Raw genomic sequence first — 16,541 nt, 5'->3', positions numbered from 1 at the left:
TGTGCGAGCACCCGGTTTCGCGGGACTCAGGTCGGGTATCCGCAGATCAGTCGACAGGAGAGGTGATCGATCATGGGTACGTATGACACTCCGGAACGCTCCCAGGGTGGGCGCTTTCACATCGCGCGCAGTCGCGGCGCGGCCAGTGGGCTGTTGCTGGTGCTGCTCGGGCTGTGGGGCGCGCTGATCCCGTTCGTGGGGCCGTACTTCGACTTCGCGTACTCACCGGATCGTGCGTGGATGTGGACCGATGCCCGCGGGTGGCTCGAAGTGCTGCCGGGTGCGGTGGCCGTCCTCGGCGGGCTGATGCTGGCGATGTCGAGAAACCGGGCCACCGCGATGCTCGGCGGATGGTTGGCCGTGGCCGCCGGCGCGTGGTTCATCGTGGGTCGCGCATTCGCGACGATGGTCGATATGGGTGAGATCGGGACACCCGCGGCCGCGACGCCCGCCAAGACCGTCGTGCTCGAGTTGGCCTTCTTCTCAGGCCTGGGTGCCCTGATCGTGTTCCTCGGCGCGATGGCCCTCGGCCGCGTATCGGTCCGCAGCGTTCGTGATGTCGCATATGTCCAGCGACAGGCCATCGCGACGGACGAGTCCGAGGCTGCGGTGTCGACACCGATGCCGGCCGCGGCCACAGCGGCGCCCGCCGCCGCGCCCGTGACCGAGCAGCGCACCGAGGTCATCGAGAAGGAGCCCGCCGCCGAGCGCCACGGCGTACGGAACCGGATCTCGGGCATGTTCGGCCGTCGGCACCACCATCCGGTCCCGCACTGACCGCGACCTCAGAGGTCGGCCAGCGCCTGCGCCAGCACGTCGAGGCCTTCGGTGAGCAGTTCGTCGCTGATCGCCAGCGGCGGCAGGAATCGCAGGACGTTGCCGTAGGTACCGCAGGTCAGGACGACGACGCCGGCCGCGTGCGCCGCGGCCGTGAGCCGCTTCGTCAGATCGGGGTCGGGTTCGGAGGTGCCTGACTTGACCAGTTCGACCGCGACCATGGCGCCGCGGCCACGGACGTCGCCGATGCGGTCGTCGTCGGCCTGCAGCCGGCCCAGGCGCTCCTTCATCAGCTTCTCGATCTGCTGCGCGCGTTCGACGAGCCCGTCGAGCTCGATCGTCTCGATGGTCGCGAGCGCCGCCGCGCAGGCGATCGGGTTGCCGCCGTAGGTGCCGCCGAGGCCGGAGACATGCGGCGCGTCGACGATCTCGGCCCGACCGGTCACCGCCGACAAGGGCAGGCCCCCGGCGATGCCCTTGGCCGTCACGATCAGGTCGGGTTCGATGCCCTCGTGTTCGCACGCGAACATCGCGCCGGTGCGGGCGAATCCGGTCTGCACCTCGTCGGCGATGAACACCACGTTGTTGTCGCGGCACCACCGAAGCAGTTCAGGCAGGAAGCCCGGCGCCGGAACGATGAAGCCGCCCTCGCCCTGAATGGGCTCGATGATGACTGCCGCCAGATTGGCCGCGCCGATCTGCTTGTCGATGACGCTCAGGGCCCGCTCGGCGGCCAGTTCGCCGTTGGTGCCCATCTCCTTGTCCACCAGGCCGTCGCGGTAGGGGTAGGACAGCGGAGCGCGGTAGATCTCGGGCGCGAACGGCCCGAATCCGCTCTTGTACGGCATGGACTTGGCCGTCAGCGCCATGGTCAGGTTGGTGCGCCCGTGGTAGGCGTGGTCGAACGCGACGACGGCCTGCTTGCCGGTGTAGGACCGGGCGATCTTGATGGCGTTCTCCACGGCCTCGGCGCCGGAGTTGAACAGCACCGACCGCTTCTCACCGGACCCCGGGGTCAGTCGGTTGAGGTGCTCGGCGACCGCGACGTACTCCTCGTAGGGCGTCACCATGAAACAGGTGTGGGTGAAATCTCCGACCTGGTCACGAACGGCATCGACCACGCGCGGGGACGAGTTGCCGACGGTCGTGACGGCGATGCCCGAGCCGAGGTCGATCAGGCGGTTGCCGTCGACGTCCTCGATGATGCCGCCCGCGGCGCGTGTGCAGTACACGGGCATCGTCGTACCGATGCCGTGCGACACCGCGGCCGTCTTGCGTCTGCCGAGTTCGATCGATCGCGGGCCGGGTATCTCGGTCTTGAGCAGGCGGCTCTGTTCCAGGTCGGTCACGCGTTGAGCGTAGTCCGCGGCCACGCTGCCGAGAGCGAATCCGAGCGTCGGGATCGCACTGGCGCGGGCAACGGGTGACCGGGGGGAGTCGCCGCGGTCTCGCAATGGCACACTGGTCCCTGACGAAATGCGTTGACCTGCTGCCATGCCCTGAGCTTTGTGGCGCCCTCGACGCGAAAAGCCTCGAAGAGAATCGGAACCGCCATGGAAATCGTGACCCTGTTACCCCTGTTCATCATCCTGGGTGCGTTCATGTTCTTCGCCTCCCGGCGCCAGCGCAAGGCGATGCAGGCCACCATCGATCTGCACGAGTCGCTGCGGATCGGCGACCGGGTGCACACCACCTCCGGCCTGGAGGCCACCATCACCGCGATCACCGACGACACGGTCGATCTGGAGATCGCGCCCGGCGTGGTGACCACCTGGATGAAGCTCGCCATCCGCGACAAGATCGAACCCGATTTCGACGACACCGAGAGCACGGCGACCGAGATCACCGACAGCGACACGTCCAACGAGCACGGCCGCTGACCCACATCTGATCAGGTCGAGCACGTACCCTTTGCGGTTGCGGGCGAACCGACCGCCCGCGACAGACTCTGAGGAGACGTAACAACGTGGCATCGTCTACGGCGCCGGTGCACCCGTACCGCTACCTGACGCTGTTTCTGGTCCTGCTCATCGGCGCCTATCTGCTGGTGTTCCTGACCGGGGACAAACAGGCCAAGCCCAAGCTGGGCATCGACCTGCAGGGCGGGACTCGGGTGACCCTCACTGCCCGCACCCCCGATGGGTCGGCCCCGACCCGCGAGGCGCTCCAGCAGGCCCAACAGATCATCGGCGCGCGTGTCGACGGCCTCGGCGTCTCGGGCTCCGAGGTCGTGATCGACGGTGACAACCTGGTCATCACGGTCCCGGGCAACGATGGCAACGAGGCGCGCAACCTGGGGCAGACGGCGCGACTTTTCGTCCGTCCCGTCGCCCAGGGCGTGCCGGTGGACCAGCTGAAGCAGGCCGCAGAGGGCCTGCAGGGCGGCGGTCAGCCCGGTGCGCCCGGTCAGCCCGGTGCGCCCGGTCAGCCCGGTGCACCGGGTGCACCCGGACTGCCGGGTCTTCCCGGTGGCCTGCCGGGTCTTCCAGGCCTCCCGGGCGCGCCGGCTCCGGCCGATCCGGGCGTGCCCGGCGGCCAGGCCCCTGCTGCGCCCGAGGCCCCGGCCCCGCAGCCGCGCCCGTATCCGCAGGAGCCTGCTCCCAGCCCGACCGAGCCCACTCCGGCGCCCGAGAGCCCGGCACCGTCGCCCGCGCCCGCTCCGGCGCCCAACGCCGGCGAACCCAAGGCTCCGGCGGGCCCGCCCGATCCGCGCAAGGATCTGGCCGGCCGGATCAAGTTCGAGCAGCAGCTTCGGCAGAACACCAACACGAACATCCTGAAGTTCCTCGCCGTGCCGTATGTGGCCGAGCGCTGTGGTCAGGACGACGTGCTGGCCGGCAACGACGATCCGAACCTGCCGTTGGTGACGTGCTCGCAGGACGGCTCCACCGTCTACGTGCTCGACAAGTCGATCATCAGCGGCGAGGACATCAAGAACGCCACGTCCGGCTTCGATCAGCAGGGCGGCCAGTACGTGGTCGACCTGGAGTTCACCGGCAAGGCCGTCGACACCTGGGCGGACTTCACCGCGGCCAACATCGGCACGCAGACCGCGTTCACCCTCGACTCGCAGGTGGTCAGCGCGCCGCAGATCCGGCAGGCGATCCCCGGTGGTCGCACCCAGATCACGGGCAACTTCACCAGCACCGAGGCGCGTGACCTGGCCAACGTGCTCAAGTACGGTTCGCTGCCGCTGTCGTTCGAGTCCTCGGAAGCCGAGACCGTCTCGGCCACCCTGGGTCTGACGTCGTTGAAGGCGGGCCTGATCGCGGGTGCGGTGGGCCTGGTCCTGACCCTGCTCTACGCACTGCTCTACTACCGGGCGCTCGGAGTTCTGGTGGCGGTGTCGCTGGTGGCCTCCGGCGCGATGGTGTTCGCCATCCTTGTGCTGTTGGGCCGCTACATCGGTTACACGCTCGACCTCGCGGGCATCGCGGGCCTGATCATCGGTATCGGTATGACCGCCGACTCCTTCGTGGTGTTCTTCGAACGCATCAAGGACGAGATCCGCGAGGGCAGATCGTTCCGGTCGGCCGTGCCGCGAGGCTGGGCGCGCGCCCGCAAGACGATTCTGTCCGGCAACGCCGTGAGCTTCATCGCGGCCGCGGTGCTGTACTTCCTGGCCGTCGGTCAGGTCAAGGGCTTCGCGTTCACGCTGGGCCTGACCACGATCCTGGACGTCCTGGTCGTGTTCCTGGTGACCTGGCCGCTGGTGTACCTGGCGTCCAAGTCGGCGACCATGGCCAAACCGGCGTTCAACGGGCTCGGTGCAGTTCAGCAGATCGCGCGCGAACGCCGGGCGGCCGCGCATTCGGCGGGACGGGGATAGACGATGGCGACTGACGAAAACGGCACCACCGCAACGGATGTCGAGATCACTGAGAGCAACGGCGACGAGTTGTCGGCAGCCGCTGCCGCGCAACTGCCGCAGCACGGGTTCTTCACCCGCCTCTACACCGGCACCGGTGCATTCGAGGTCATCGGCCGTCGCAAGCTGTGGTTCGCCGTCAGCGGCGCGATCGTGGCGATCTCGATCGCGGCGATCCTGATCCGCGGCTTCTCGTTCGGCATCGACTTCGAGGGCGGCACCAAGGTGTCGATGCCTCGGGGGTCCGGCGACAACGCGGTCACCACCGAGCAGGTGGAGACGGTGTTCAGCAACACCATCGGCGCCGAGCCGGAGTCCGTGGTCATCGTCGGCGCAGGCGACTCGGCGACCGTGCAGATTCGCTCGGAGACGCTCGACAACGAGCAGACCGCCAAGCTGCGGGACGCGCTGTTCGAGAAGTTCCAGCCGCGCGGCACCGACGGTGAGCCCAGCAAGCAGGCCATCAGCGATTCCGCGGTGTCCGAGACCTGGGGCGGCCAGATCACCCAGAAGGCGCTTATCGCGCTGCTGGTGTTCGTCGTCATCGTGACGATCTACATCACGCTGCGCTACGAGAAGTTCATGGCGATCTCGGCCATGGCGACGATGTTCTTCGATCTCATCGTCACCGCAGGCGTGTACGCCCTGGTCGGGTTCGAAGTCACGCCCGCCACCGTGATCGGTCTTCTGACGATCCTCGGCTTCTCGCTGTATGACACCGTCATCGTGTTCGACAAGGTCGAGGAGAACACCGAGGGCTTCGAGCACACCACCCGGCGCACATACGCCGAACAGGCCAACCTCGCGGTGAACCAGACGTTCATGCGCTCGATCAACACGAGCCTCATCTCGGTGCTGCCGATCCTGTCGCTGATGGTGGTCGCGGTGTGGCTGCTGGGCGTCGGCACGCTCAAGGACCTGGCGCTGGTGCAGCTGATCGGTGTCATCGTCGGTACGTACTCGTCGATCTTCTTCGCGACTCCGCTGCTGGTGACCCTGTTCGAGCGCACCGAGAAGGTGCGCAACCACACCCGCCGGGTGCTGCGCCGTCGTGAGCGTCTGGCCGGCGGTGCCGCTGCCGCCTCGGACGCAGAGGCCGACGCCACTGAGGACGAGGACAAGCCCGCGAAGGCGCTGGCCGCCAAGCCCGCGGCCGGGGGCCGCCCGTCGCGCCCGTCGCGGCCGGCGCAACGCACCGGCCGACCGAGCGGCAAGCGGAACACCCGACGGTCCTAGTCGTGTCGACAGCGGTGTCCATGCGACGACGGATCACCGCCGCGGTCGCGGCGGGGGTGCTGGCTGCGGGATTGACGTCGTGCGGTACGGGCGCCGAAGCGGAGATCGACTACGCCGTCGACGGCACCCTGACCACCTACAACGTCAACACCGTCTCCGGTGCCGCATCGGCGGGGCCGCAGGCCTTCGGGCGTGTGCTGACGGGCTTCGGCTACCACGGGCCCGACGGACAGGTGGTCGCCGACCACGACTTCGGGTCGGTGTCGGTGGTCGGCCGTGAGCCGCTGGTGCTCGACTACCAGATCGCCGACAACGCGGTGTACTCCGACGGCAAGCCGATCACGTGTGACGACATGGTCCTGGCCTGGGCCGCGCAGTCGGGACGTTTCCCGGCGTTCAACGCGGCCAGTCGCGCCGGCTACATCGACGTCGCGACCATCGACTGCGCGCCCGGCCAGAAGAAGGCCCGGGTGGCGTTCGCGGTGGACCGCAACTTCTCCGAGTTCAACCAGTTGTTCACCGCGACGACGATGATGCCCGCGCACGTCATCGCCGATCAGTTGGGTCTGGGCGAGGGTGGCGTGACGACTGCGGTGCAGTCCGGGGACCAGGCCCGGGTCGCGCCGATCGCGCAGGCGTGGAACACACTGTGGGATCTCAAGCCCGGTGTCGACCTCAAGAACTTCCCGTCGTCGGGCCCGTACCGGCTCGACGAGGTGCGTGACGACGGTTCGATCGTGCTGGTCGCCAACGAGCGCTGGTGGGGTTCGGATCCGGTGACGCCGCGCGTCACCGTCTGGCCGCGCAGCGCCGACGTGCAGGACCGCGTCAACGACGGCACGTTCGATGTCGTCGACGTCGCGACGGGTTCCTCGGGCACCCTGACCACGCCGGACGAGTACGACCGCACCGAGACACCCGCGGCGGGCATCGAGCAGATGATCTTCGCGCCGCAGGGCCCGCTCGCGCCGGTGCCCGCACGCCGTGCACTGGCGTTCTGCACGCCGCGTGAGGCGATCGCACGCAACGCCGAGCTTCCGATCAGCAACGCGCGTCTCAACCCCGCCGCCGAGGACGCCCTGACCCAGGCCGAGAACGTGCCCGAGTCCGGCCAGTTCATCGCGGGCAACCCAGACGCCGCACGGGACGCGCTGGACAACCGTCCGCTGACGGTGCGGATCGGGTATCAGACCCCCAATCCGCGGCTCGCGGCGACCGTCGGCGCCATCTCGAAGGCGTGCGCACCCGCGGGTATCACCGTGCAGGACGCCGCGGGCGCGGACGTGAACCCACAGGCGCTGCTTGACGGTCGGATCGACGTCCTGATCGCGAGCGTCGGCGGTGCGACCGGGTCCGGTTCGACCGGTGTCTCATCGATGGACGCCTATGCGTTGTTCGGCCCCAACGGAAACAACCTGTCGCGGTACGCCAACGGCCAGATCGACGGAATCATCAGCGCGCTCGCCGTGACCGTGGACCCCAAGGAACAGGCCAGGCTGCTGTCCGAGGGCGCCCCAGTGCTGTGGGCCGACATGCCCACACTTCCGCTCTACCGTCAGCAGCGCACACTGCTGACATCGAAGAAGATGTATGCGGTGAGCAGTAACCCGACCCGATGGGGCGCAGGCTGGAATATGGACCGCTGGGTGCTCAGAAAGTGACTCGCCATGACTGAGCAGTCGATCAGTGACCTGGTCCGATCGCTGACCCGGGAGGTCGTCGACTTCCCCGAACCGGGAATCCAGTTCAAGGACCTCACACCTCTGCTGGCCGACAGTGCGGGTCTGGCGGCCGTCACGGGCGCGCTGGCCGACGCCGCGGCCGGAGCCGACCTGATCGCGGGCATCGACGCCAGGGGTTTCCTGCTGGGCGCCGCTGTTGCGACCAGGTTGAGCACCGGTGTGCTGGCGGTCCGCAAGGGCGGCAAGCTGCCGCCGCCGGTGCACAGTGAGCAGTACACACTCGAGTACGGCACCGCCACGCTGGAGATCCCCGCCGAGGGCATCGACCTCGCGGGCCGTTCGGTGTTCATCGTCGACGACGTCCTGGCGACGGGAGGCACGCTGGCTGCCACCCGCCGACTCCTCGAGCATTGCGGCGCCCACGTGCCGGGCGCGGCGGTCGTACTGGAACTGTCGGCCCTCGACGGGCGGGGCATTGTGGCGCCGCTGCCGGTCACCAGCCTGCACCTGATCTGACGCGGGACGGCAGGCCTCGGTGAGCACGTGGACGATCAGGACTAGTCTGGGGACCTTCGGGGCGTTGCTCGAGTGTGGGAGGTGACGGCGTGAGCGAGGAGCAGAAGTCGGTCGCGGCCGTTGAGCGCAGCCCGTCTTCCGTGGCACCCGCCGAGTCCAGTCCCGAGAACACGCGCGGGTCCAGCAGCGCCTCCCGGCGCGTGCGCGCGCGGCTGGCGCGGCGCATGACATCGCAGCGCAGTGCGATCAACCCTGTGCTCGAACCGCTGGTGGCGGTGCACCGCGAGATCTACCCCAAGGCCGACCTGGGTCTGCTGCAGCGCGCGTACGCGGTGGCCGAGGAGCGCCACGCGACCCAGATGCGCAAGTCCGGCGACCCGTACATCACGCACCCGCTGGCGGTCGCCAACATCCTGGCCGAACTGGGCATGGACACCACCACGCTGGTGGCGGCCCTGCTGCACGACACCGTGGAGGACACCGGCTACACGCTCGAGGCCCTGCAGGCCGAGTTCGGTGAGGAGGTCGGCCATCTGGTCGACGGCGTCACGAAACTCGATCGGGTGGTGCTGGGCACCGCGGCCGAGGCCGAGACCATCCGCAAGATGATCATCGCCATGGCACGTGATCCGCGGGTGCTGGTGATCAAGGTCGCCGACCGGCTGCACAACATGCGCACCATGCGGTTCCTGCCGCCCGAGAAGCAGGCGCGCAAGGCTCGCGAGACCCTGGAAGTCATTGCGCCCCTGGCGCATCGGCTGGGCATGGCGACGGTCAAGTGGGAGCTCGAGGACCTGTCGTTCGCGATCCTGCACCCCAAACGCTACGAGGAGATCGTGCGCCTGGTCGCCGACCGGGCGCCGTCCCGTGACACGTATCTGGCCAAGGTGCGCGCCGAGATCGTCGCGACGCTCAACGCGTCGAGGATCAGCGCGACGGTCGAGAGTCGCCCCAAGCACTACTGGTCGATCTACCAGAAGATGATCGTCAAGGGCCGCGATTTCGACGATATCCACGACCTGGTCGGTGTGCGCATCCTGTGCGACGAGATCCGGGACTGCTATGCGGCAGTCGGCGTGGTGCATTCGCTGTGGCAGCCCATGGCGGGCCGGTTCAAGGACTACATCGCCCAGCCCCGGTTCGGTGTCTACCAGTCGCTGCACACCACCGTGGTCGGCCCGGAGGGCAAGCCGCTGGAGGTCCAGATCCGCACGCGGGACATGCACCGCACCGCGGAGTACGGCATCGCCGCGCACTGGCGGTACAAGGAGGCCAAGGGCCGCAACGGTGTTCCCGCCCACCACGCCGCCGCCGAGATCGACGACATGGCCTGGATGCGACAGCTGCTCGACTGGCAGCGTGAGGCCGCCGATCCGGGTGAGTTCCTCGAATCGCTGCGTTACGACCTTGCGGTGCAGGAGATCTTCGTGTTCACCCCCAAGGGCGACGTGATCACCCTGCCGGCCGGTTCCACGCCGGTGGACTTCGCCTACGCCGTGCACACCGAGGTGGGCCATCGCTGCATCGGCGCGCGGGTCAACGGCCGGCTGGTGGCCCTGGAACGCAAGCTCGAGAACGGCGAGGTCGTCGAGGTGTTCACCTCGAAGGCCCCCAACGCCGGGCCGTCCCGCGACTGGCAGGGCTTCGTGGTGTCGCCGCGGGCCAAGGCCAAGATCCGGCAGTGGTTCGCCAAGGAACGTCGTGAGGAGGCGCTGGAGTCCGGCAAGGACGCCATCGCGCGGGAGGTGCGTCGAGGCGGACTTCCGTTGCAGCGCTTGATGAACAGCGATTCCGTCGTGGCGCTCGCGCGCGAGCTGCGCTACGCCGACGTGTCGGCGCTCTACACCGCGGTCGGCGAGGGGCACATCTCCGCGCGGCACGTGGTGCAGCGCCTGATCGCCCAACTCGGCGGGGCCGACGACGCCGAGGACGAGATCGCCGAGCGGTCCACGCCATCGAACATTCCGGTGCGCCAGCGCAGCAACGACGACACCGGTGTCGCGGTCCCTGGCGCGCCCGGTGTGCTGACGAAGCTGGCCAAATGCTGTACGCCCGTGCCCGGCGACTCGATCATGGGGTTCGTCACGCGCGGCGGGGGCGTCAGCGTGCACCGCACCGACTGCACCAACGCGTCGTCGCTGCAGGAGCAGTCCGAGCGCATCATCGAAGTGCACTGGGCGCCCGGGCCGAAGTCGGTGTTCCTGGTCGCGATCCAGGTCGAGGCGCTGGACCGGCATCGACTGCTCTCCGATGTGACGCGGGTGCTCGCCGACGAGAAGGTGAACATCCTTTCGGCGCAGGTGACCACCTCCGATGACCGCGTGGCCATCAGCCGGTTCACCTTCGAGATGGGTGATCCCAAGCATCTCGGGCACGTGCTGAACGTGGTGCGCAACGTCGAGGGCGTCTACGACGTCTACCGGGTCACCTCCGCGGCCTGATCGGCCGGGCGCGCCCGGCAGGCGCTACTGCAGCCGGATCGACTTCACGGTCACCGGCTGTGCGGGTGCGCCGTCGAGGTTCCCGCCCGTGACGCCCGCTTCGGCCACCTCGTCGACCGTCGCCATCCCGGTCTCGTCCACCGAACCGAACACCGTGTAGACCGGCGGCAGCATCGAGTCCGCGTACAGGATGAAGAACTGGCTGCCGTTGGTGTCCGGGCCGGCGTTGGCCATCGCGACGGTGCCCCGTGGGTAACGCACCGGATCACTCAGTGCCCCAGATCCTTTCGGGTACTGGTTGGTCGGGTACTCGTTGGCGAAGGTGTATCCGGGACCACCGCGTCCGGTCCCCGAGGGGTCACCGCACTGCAGCGCCGACAGCGACCGGTTCGCGGTCAGCCGGTGGCAGGTGGTTCTGTCGAACCAGCCCTGCTGCGCCAGGCTGACGAAGCTGTTGACCGTGCACGGCGCCTTCGCGTTGTCCAGCGTCACGCCGATCGCGCCCCGGTCGGTGTCGATGGTGACCTCGACGGTGCTGGGCTGTGTCGGCACCCTGCCCTCCCGTGGCGGCTTCGCGGGGCGGGCCGGGGCTCCGTCGGCCGCCGGATAGCTGCACGCGGCCCCCAGACCGGCGGGCGGCGCGAACTCGGGCAGTGGCGGGATCGACGGATCGGGGACCGGCGCCGCGGTGTAACTGGGGCCGCGGTCGTAGTGCGGGTTCCGGCCGGCATCCTGGACCACCAGCAGCGTCAACACCATGACCAGGATCAGCCCAAGGATCGCCAGCGTCGTCAGCAGGTATCCGATGACCAGTCCGGCGATCGCCATCCCGCGGCCCTCTTCACCGCTGCGTTTGATCTGGTGCAGCGAGATGTGCCCGAACACGATGCCCAGCGGCGCGAAGACCAGTGAGGTCACCAGGGCCGCGACGGCCATTCCGTTGGTTGGGCGCTTCGGCGGGACGCCGTAGGGGTGCAGATACGGATCCGCCCACCCCGGCGGCGGCGGACCCGGTGGGGCGGGCGGAAACGTCATCGTCGGGTCAGTCCAGCTGGATCGAGGTCACCTTGACCTCGTCGACGGGCGCGCCGTCCACCGCACCGCCGGCCACGCCGGCCGCGGCGATCCGGTCCAGCGTGGCCAGTCCGGTCTCGTCGATCGTGCCGAACACCGTGTACTGCGGCGGCAGCTGGGAGTCCTGGTACACCAGGAAGAACTGGCTGCCGTTGGTGCCGGGCCCGGCGTTGGCCATCGCGAGAGTGCCGCGCGGGTACAGCACGGGAGTCTGCGCGGCCGGGCTGCCGACGGGGTACTGGTCGGTGGGGTACTCGTTGGCGAACTCGTAGCCCGGGCCGCCGGTGCCCGTGCCGGTCGGGTCGCCGCACTGCAGCACCGACAGGCCCGGAGTGGTGGTCAGCCGGTGGCAGACCGTGTCGTTGAAGTAGCCCTGCTGGGCCAGGCTCGCGAAGCTGTTGACCGTGCACGGCGCCTTCGCGTTGTCCAACTGCAGCCCGATGTTGCCCTCGTTGGTCGCCATGCTCACACTGACCTGCGCCGGCTCGGTGGGCACCTTGCCGGTTCGGGGTGGGTTGTTGGGTTTGCTGGCCTCGCCACGCGCCGGGTACTGGCAGTTGGCGCCCGTGTTGGCCGACGGGGTGAACGGCGGCAGCGCGCCGTCGGCGGGAGGCTCGGACGGCGGGGCGTCGGGCGTGGCGAACGGGTCGGCGGACGTCTCCGCGGTCGAGGCCACCGAGTCACTGTCCTTGCGGTTGACCAGAACCACGGCGACGACGGCGCCGATCACCAGTACCGCGGCCGTCGCGCCCGCGATGATCGCGAGCATGCGCCGTCGTTTCGCCTGCTGTTCCTGACGCTCGAGCTGCTCTTCGAGTCTGCGCCTGGCGGCCTCACGCCGTTCTTCGTTCGTCGGCACTGCCGATGTCCTCCATCTCTCACCTGTGGATCTGCTGCCCACGAGTGTGCCAGCCGCGGCTGGGCGCAGGCGGGCCGACCCGCTGGTGAGAGACTGTTCGTCGTGCTGATCACGGGGTTCGCGGTGGGTGAGCTGGAGACCAACTGCTATCTCGTCGCGCCCAGGGCCGGGGGAGCGGCGATCGTGATCGATCCGGGCGAGAACTCGGTCCTGACCCTGGAGTACTACTTCGCGGCCAACGACCTGACGCCGGCGGCGGTGCTGCTCACCCATGGGCATCCCGACCATGCGGCGATGGCCTACGACCTGTGCGCAGGCTGGGACATCCCGGTCCACCTGCACGCCGCCGACCACGACCTGCTGACCGACCCGCCCGAGACGCTGCTGGACCTGCCGAGCCGGATCAGCGTCGCCGGCGTCGAGGTCGAGGTGGACCACACGCCCGGTCACACCGCCGGATCGGTGGTGTTCCGGGTGGCCGCCGACACCGACGAGGGCCCCGCGGCCGTCGCGTTCACCGGGGACACGCTCGGTTTCCGCACGGTCGGGCACCCAGGCTGCGGCGCCGGTCACAGTGAGGACCCCGCGATGCTGTTGGATTCGATCGCGGCTAAATTGCTGGTGCTCGATGACGACACCGTGGTACTACCGGGCCACGGCCCGTCGACCACGATCGGCGGCGAGCGCCGATTCAACAGGCACCTGCGCGACAATGAACACCCATGAAGGATCGGACTGCGTGAGCGACTCAGCGGCTTTTCAAGGACCCAAGGGCGTCCCCGACTACCTGCCGCCCGAATCGGCACAGTTCGTCGCGGTGCGCGACGGGCTGCTGGACGCGGCCCGGCGCGCCGGCTACGGCGACATCGAACTGCCGATCTTCGAGGACACCGCACTGTTCGCGCGCGGCGTCGGTGAGTCCACCGACGTGGTGTCGAAGGAGATGTACACCTTCGCCGACCGCGGCGAGCGCTCGGTCACGCTGCGGCCCGAGGGCACCGCGGGTGTGATGCGCGCGGTGATCCAGCACGGCCTCGATCGCGGCGCGCTGCCGGTCAAACTGTGCTACTCCGGCCCGTTCTTCCGGTACGAGCGGCCTCAGGCGGGCCGGTACCGCCAGCTTCAGCAGGTGGGCATCGAGGCGATCGGCGTCGACGACCCCGCACTCGACGCCGAGGTGATCGCGGTCGCCGACGCCGGATTCCGCTCGCTGGGCCTCGACGGGTTCCGGTTGGAGATCACCTCGCTCGGGGACGACACGTGCCGGCCCGCGTACCGCCAACTGCTGCAGGACTTCCTGTTCACACTCGACCTCGATGAGGCGACCCGCAAGCGTGCCGAGATCAATCCGCTGCGGGTGCTCGACGACAAACGCCCCGAGGTCCGCGCGATGACGGCCGAGGCGCCGGTGATGCTCGATCACCTGTCGGAATCGGCCAAGTCGCACTTCGACAGAGTGCTGGCGCACCTCGACGCCCTCGGCGTGCCGTATGTGGTGAACCCGAGGATGGTGCGCGGCCTGGACTACTACACCAAGACCACCTTCGAGTTCGTGCACGACGGCCTCGGTGCGCAGTCCGGCATCGGCGGCGGCGGTCGGTACGACGGCCTGATGAGCCAGCTCGGCGGCCAGGACCTGTCCGGCATCGGGTTCGGGCTCGGCGTCGACCGCACCGTGCTGGCTCTGGCGGCCGAGGGCAGGTCGGTGGGCGTGACGTCACGCGTCGACGTCTTCGGGGTGCCGCTGGGAGAGCAGGCGAAGTCGGTGCTCGTGGTGCTGGCCGCCAAGCTGCGTGCGGCCGGCGTGCGCGTCGACCTGGCCTACGGCGACCGCGGTCTCAAGGGCGCGATGCGTGCCGCGGACCGCTCGGGAGCGGTGCTCGCGCTGGTGGCCGGTGACCGCGACATCGAGGCGGGCACCGTCGGCGTCAAGAACCTCGGTTCCGGTGAGCAGGTCGACGTCGCGGTGGATTCCGTTGTCGCCGACGTACTCTCACGCCTGTCGAACTGACGCGGTCGCGGCGGCGGTGAGCACCTCGTCGACATCGCCGATACCGCCGTCGAACGGATTTCCGCGCTTGAGCACCCGCACGCCGCCGGGAGTGATCGCGACGAGCTTGGGTGAACTCGACGTCATCTGCATGCGCCGCTCGAACCGCACCTGATCGAGGCCGACCAGGGCGCCGCCGGCTGAACTGAACAACCCGCGCTTCCGGTCGAGCACCGCCACGGTGCGGCACTGCGGCAGCGGCAGCGACCGCCGCCGCCGAATGGTGCGCACCAGCCAGCCTGCGGCACCGGCCGCGATCACGCCGACGGCCAGCAACGCCGCCGCCACGACGACGGGCAGCAGGCCGCCCACGAGGGCCACGATGCCGAATCCACCCGTCACCAGCGCCAGAATGCCGAGCACGAAGGCCACTGTGGCAGGTGTGCCGGTGTTGCGGTCGAAGACGATCACACGATGGCCCTCCTCGGCCACCACGAGTGCCCCGGTGTCGGTGAGGATCCGGAAGTCGTCGGTTGAGCCCATGTGCGCAGCCTGCCAGTTGTCGGAGTCCGGCGCGGCCGATACGTCAGATCGCCATGGCTGCGCGCACATCCTCCTCGGAGGCTGAACCGCCCGTGCCCGAACTGGTCACCCGGCCGGCCTCCAGGATGTAGTACTGCTGCGCCGACTCGAGGGCGAATCCGATGTGCTGCTCGACGAGCAGTACGCCGAGGTCGCCACGCTGCGTCAGGGCCGTGATCGCCGCCTCGATCTCGGCCACCACCGACGGCTGGATGCCCTCGGTGGGTTCGTCGAGGATCAGGGTCTTGGGTGAGGTGATCAGCGCTCGTGCGATGGCCAGCTGCTGGCGCTGCCCGCCCGAGAGCAGACCGGCCCGGCGGGTCAGCAGTTCCTTGAGCGCGGGGAAGAGGTCCAACTGCTCGTCGATGAGCTTCCGGCCGTTCTTCCGCCCGTCCGCCACCACCTGGAGGTTCTCGGCCGTCGTCAGCTGGCCGAAGGACTGCTGGCCCTGCGGCACGTAGGCCAGGCCGCGGGCCACGCGGGCCGACGGGCGCAGCCTGGTGATGTCCTCGCCCTCGAACAGCACCCTGCCGGATGTGCATTTGAGCAGGCCGACCGCGGTGCGCAGCAGGGTGGTCTTGCCCGCGCCGTTGTGACCCATGACCGCGGCGACCCCGTCCGAGGGCACTTCGAGGCTCACGCCGTGGATGACCTCGGATCGGCCGTAGCCGCTGCGTACGTCGACCAGTTGCAGGGTCACTCAGGTCTCCTCGATCAGTTCGTCCGGGATGCCCTCGGCGCCCGCGGCCGCGGTGCCCAGGTACACCTCCTGGACCTTGGGATTGGCCTGGACCTCGGCGACCGTGCCCTCGGCGATCACCTGACCGCGCGCGAGCACCGTCACCGATGTCGCGAAAGCCCGCATGAAGTCCATGTCGTGCTCGACCACGACCACGGTGCGCTCGGCGCCGATGCGCCGGAGCAGGTTTCCGGTCTCCTCGCGTTCCTCGGTGCTCATGCCGGCCACGGGTTCGTCGAGCAGCAGCACGTCGGCGTTCTGCACCAGCAGCATGCCGATCTCGAGCCACTGTTTCTGGCCGTGCGCCAGGACACCCGCGGGTTGGTCGGCCAGATGCGTCAGCCCGATCGTCTCGAGTGCCTCCTCGATGGCGGGCAGCACGCCACTGCGTCGCCGCAGCAGCGTGAGCCAGGACCGTCCGGCGCCCGCGGCGATGTCGAGGTTCTGCAGCACCGTCAGCTGTTCGAACACCGAGGCGGTCTGAAAGGTGCGGCCCACGCCGAGGCGGGCGATCTGGTGCACCTTCCTGCCGATCAGTTCGACCCCGGACTTGCTGATGGATCCGGTCGCTGAGACCAGTCCGGTGATCGCGTCGATGACGGTCGTCTTCCCGGCGCCGTTGGGGCCGATCAGGAATCGCAGGTCTCCCTGGAACAGGGTCAGGTCGACGTCGCTGACCGCCTTGAATCCGTCGAAATCGACTGTCAGACAGCGTACTTCGAGGTACTCGGTGCCCATTCCGACGTTGCCGCCCGCGACGGGCTCCGGCGGTGTGGT

Annotated in this window: 15 protein-coding genes; 9 read left to right on the top strand and 6 right to left on the bottom strand. The window is 68.9% G+C overall.

All coding sequences use genetic code 11. The annotated features are described in order from the left end of the window. Nucleotides 1–72: 72 nt before the first annotated feature. Complete coding sequence (locus A5727_RS11115; RefSeq protein WP_231992036.1) at nt 73–777, top strand: hypothetical protein; 705 nt, start codon at nt 73–75, stop codon at nt 775–777. Between the two features lie 8 nt (nt 778–785). Here A5727_RS11115 and gabT read toward each other — a convergent pair whose 3' ends face one another. Next, entirely contained in the window at nt 786–2,126 is a 1,341-nt protein-coding gene (gene gabT, locus A5727_RS11110) for a 4-aminobutyrate--2-oxoglutarate transaminase (protein ID WP_068248960.1), read from the bottom strand. Nucleotides 2,127–2,330: 204 nt separating this feature from the next. Here gabT and yajC point away from each other — a divergent pair, with 204 nt between their 5' ends. From yajC to A5727_RS11080, 6 genes are all read left to right on the top strand, one after another. Next, complete coding sequence (yajC, locus tag A5727_RS11105; RefSeq protein WP_068248869.1) at nt 2,331–2,657, top strand: preprotein translocase subunit YajC; 327 nt, start codon at nt 2,331–2,333, stop codon at nt 2,655–2,657. An 86-nt stretch (nt 2,658–2,743) separates the two neighbouring features. Next, nucleotides 2,744–4,606, top strand: a complete 1,863-nt coding sequence (gene secD / locus A5727_RS11100) for a protein translocase subunit SecD (protein WP_068248867.1) — start codon at nt 2,744–2,746, stop codon at nt 4,604–4,606. A 3-nt stretch (nt 4,607–4,609) separates the two neighbouring features. After that, complete coding sequence (secF, locus tag A5727_RS11095; RefSeq protein ID WP_068248865.1) at nt 4,610–5,881, top strand: protein translocase subunit SecF; 1,272 nt, start codon at nt 4,610–4,612, stop codon at nt 5,879–5,881. A gap of 20 nt (nt 5,882–5,901) precedes the next feature. After that, nucleotides 5,902–7,542, top strand: coding sequence for an ABC transporter substrate-binding protein (locus A5727_RS11090; protein WP_068248864.1), 1,641 nt, complete (start codon nt 5,902–5,904; stop codon nt 7,540–7,542). 6 nt (nt 7,543–7,548) lie between these two features. Then, nucleotides 7,549–8,079, top strand: a complete 531-nt coding sequence (locus A5727_RS11085; RefSeq protein WP_068248863.1) for an adenine phosphoribosyltransferase — start codon at nt 7,549–7,551, stop codon at nt 8,077–8,079. Nucleotides 8,080–8,219: 140 nt separating this feature from the next. Further along, the gene (locus tag A5727_RS11080) at nt 8,220–10,520 is read left to right on the top strand and encodes a RelA/SpoT family protein (protein ID WP_068248958.1); all 2,301 of its coding nucleotides are present in this window, start codon (nt 8,220–8,222) and stop codon (nt 10,518–10,520) included. Between the two features lie 24 nt (nt 10,521–10,544). Here A5727_RS11080 and A5727_RS11075 read toward each other — a convergent pair whose 3' ends face one another. Both A5727_RS11075 and A5727_RS11070 read right to left on the bottom strand, forming a co-directional pair. Continuing rightward, nucleotides 10,545–11,555 carry a peptidylprolyl isomerase gene (locus A5727_RS11075; RefSeq protein ID WP_068248860.1) on the bottom strand — a complete coding sequence of 337 codons (1,011 nt, stop codon included), beginning with the start codon at nt 11,553–11,555 and terminating at the stop codon, nt 10,545–10,547. Nucleotides 11,556–11,562: 7 nt separating this feature from the next. Continuing rightward, on the bottom strand, nt 11,563–12,453 hold the full coding sequence (locus tag A5727_RS11070; RefSeq protein WP_068248857.1) for a peptidylprolyl isomerase: 891 nt from the start codon (nt 12,451–12,453) through the stop codon (nt 11,563–11,565). A gap of 102 nt (nt 12,454–12,555) precedes the next feature. On the opposite strand from A5727_RS11070, the gene A5727_RS11065 reads away from it, so the two are divergent. Together A5727_RS11065 and hisS are read left to right on the top strand one after the other, a co-directional pair. Beyond that, on the top strand, nt 12,556–13,179 hold the full coding sequence (locus A5727_RS11065; protein ID WP_068248855.1) for an MBL fold metallo-hydrolase: 624 nt from the start codon (nt 12,556–12,558) through the stop codon (nt 13,177–13,179). 13 nt (nt 13,180–13,192) lie between these two features. After that, entirely contained in the window at nt 13,193–14,464 is a 1,272-nt protein-coding gene (hisS, locus tag A5727_RS11060; protein ID WP_197507644.1) for a histidine--tRNA ligase, read from the top strand. Here the strand turns inward: hisS and A5727_RS28100 are convergent. Genes A5727_RS28100 through urtD form a run of 3 tightly spaced genes read right to left on the bottom strand, consistent with a single transcriptional unit; the run spans nt 14,447 to nt 16,502 of the window. Then, the gene (locus tag A5727_RS28100; protein WP_231992035.1) at nt 14,447–14,986 is read right to left on the bottom strand and encodes a hypothetical protein; all 540 of its coding nucleotides are present in this window, start codon (nt 14,984–14,986) and stop codon (nt 14,447–14,449) included. The genes hisS and A5727_RS28100 overlap by 18 nt on opposite strands. 43 nt (nt 14,987–15,029) lie before the next feature. Continuing rightward, nucleotides 15,030–15,719, bottom strand: coding sequence for an urea ABC transporter ATP-binding subunit UrtE (gene urtE / locus A5727_RS11050; RefSeq protein WP_068248955.1), 690 nt, complete (start codon nt 15,717–15,719; stop codon nt 15,030–15,032). Between the two features lie 6 nt (nt 15,720–15,725). Then, entirely contained in the window at nt 15,726–16,502 is a 777-nt protein-coding gene (gene urtD, locus A5727_RS11045; protein ID WP_157521333.1) for an urea ABC transporter ATP-binding protein UrtD, read from the bottom strand. Nucleotides 16,503–16,541 lie beyond the last annotated feature (39 nt).

The sequence above is a fragment of the Mycobacterium sp. ACS4331 genome, from assembly GCF_001667265.1.
GTDB lineage: Bacteria > Actinomycetota > Actinomycetes > Mycobacteriales > Mycobacteriaceae > Mycobacterium.
This window is presented reverse-complemented; position numbering and strand designations above follow the sequence as displayed.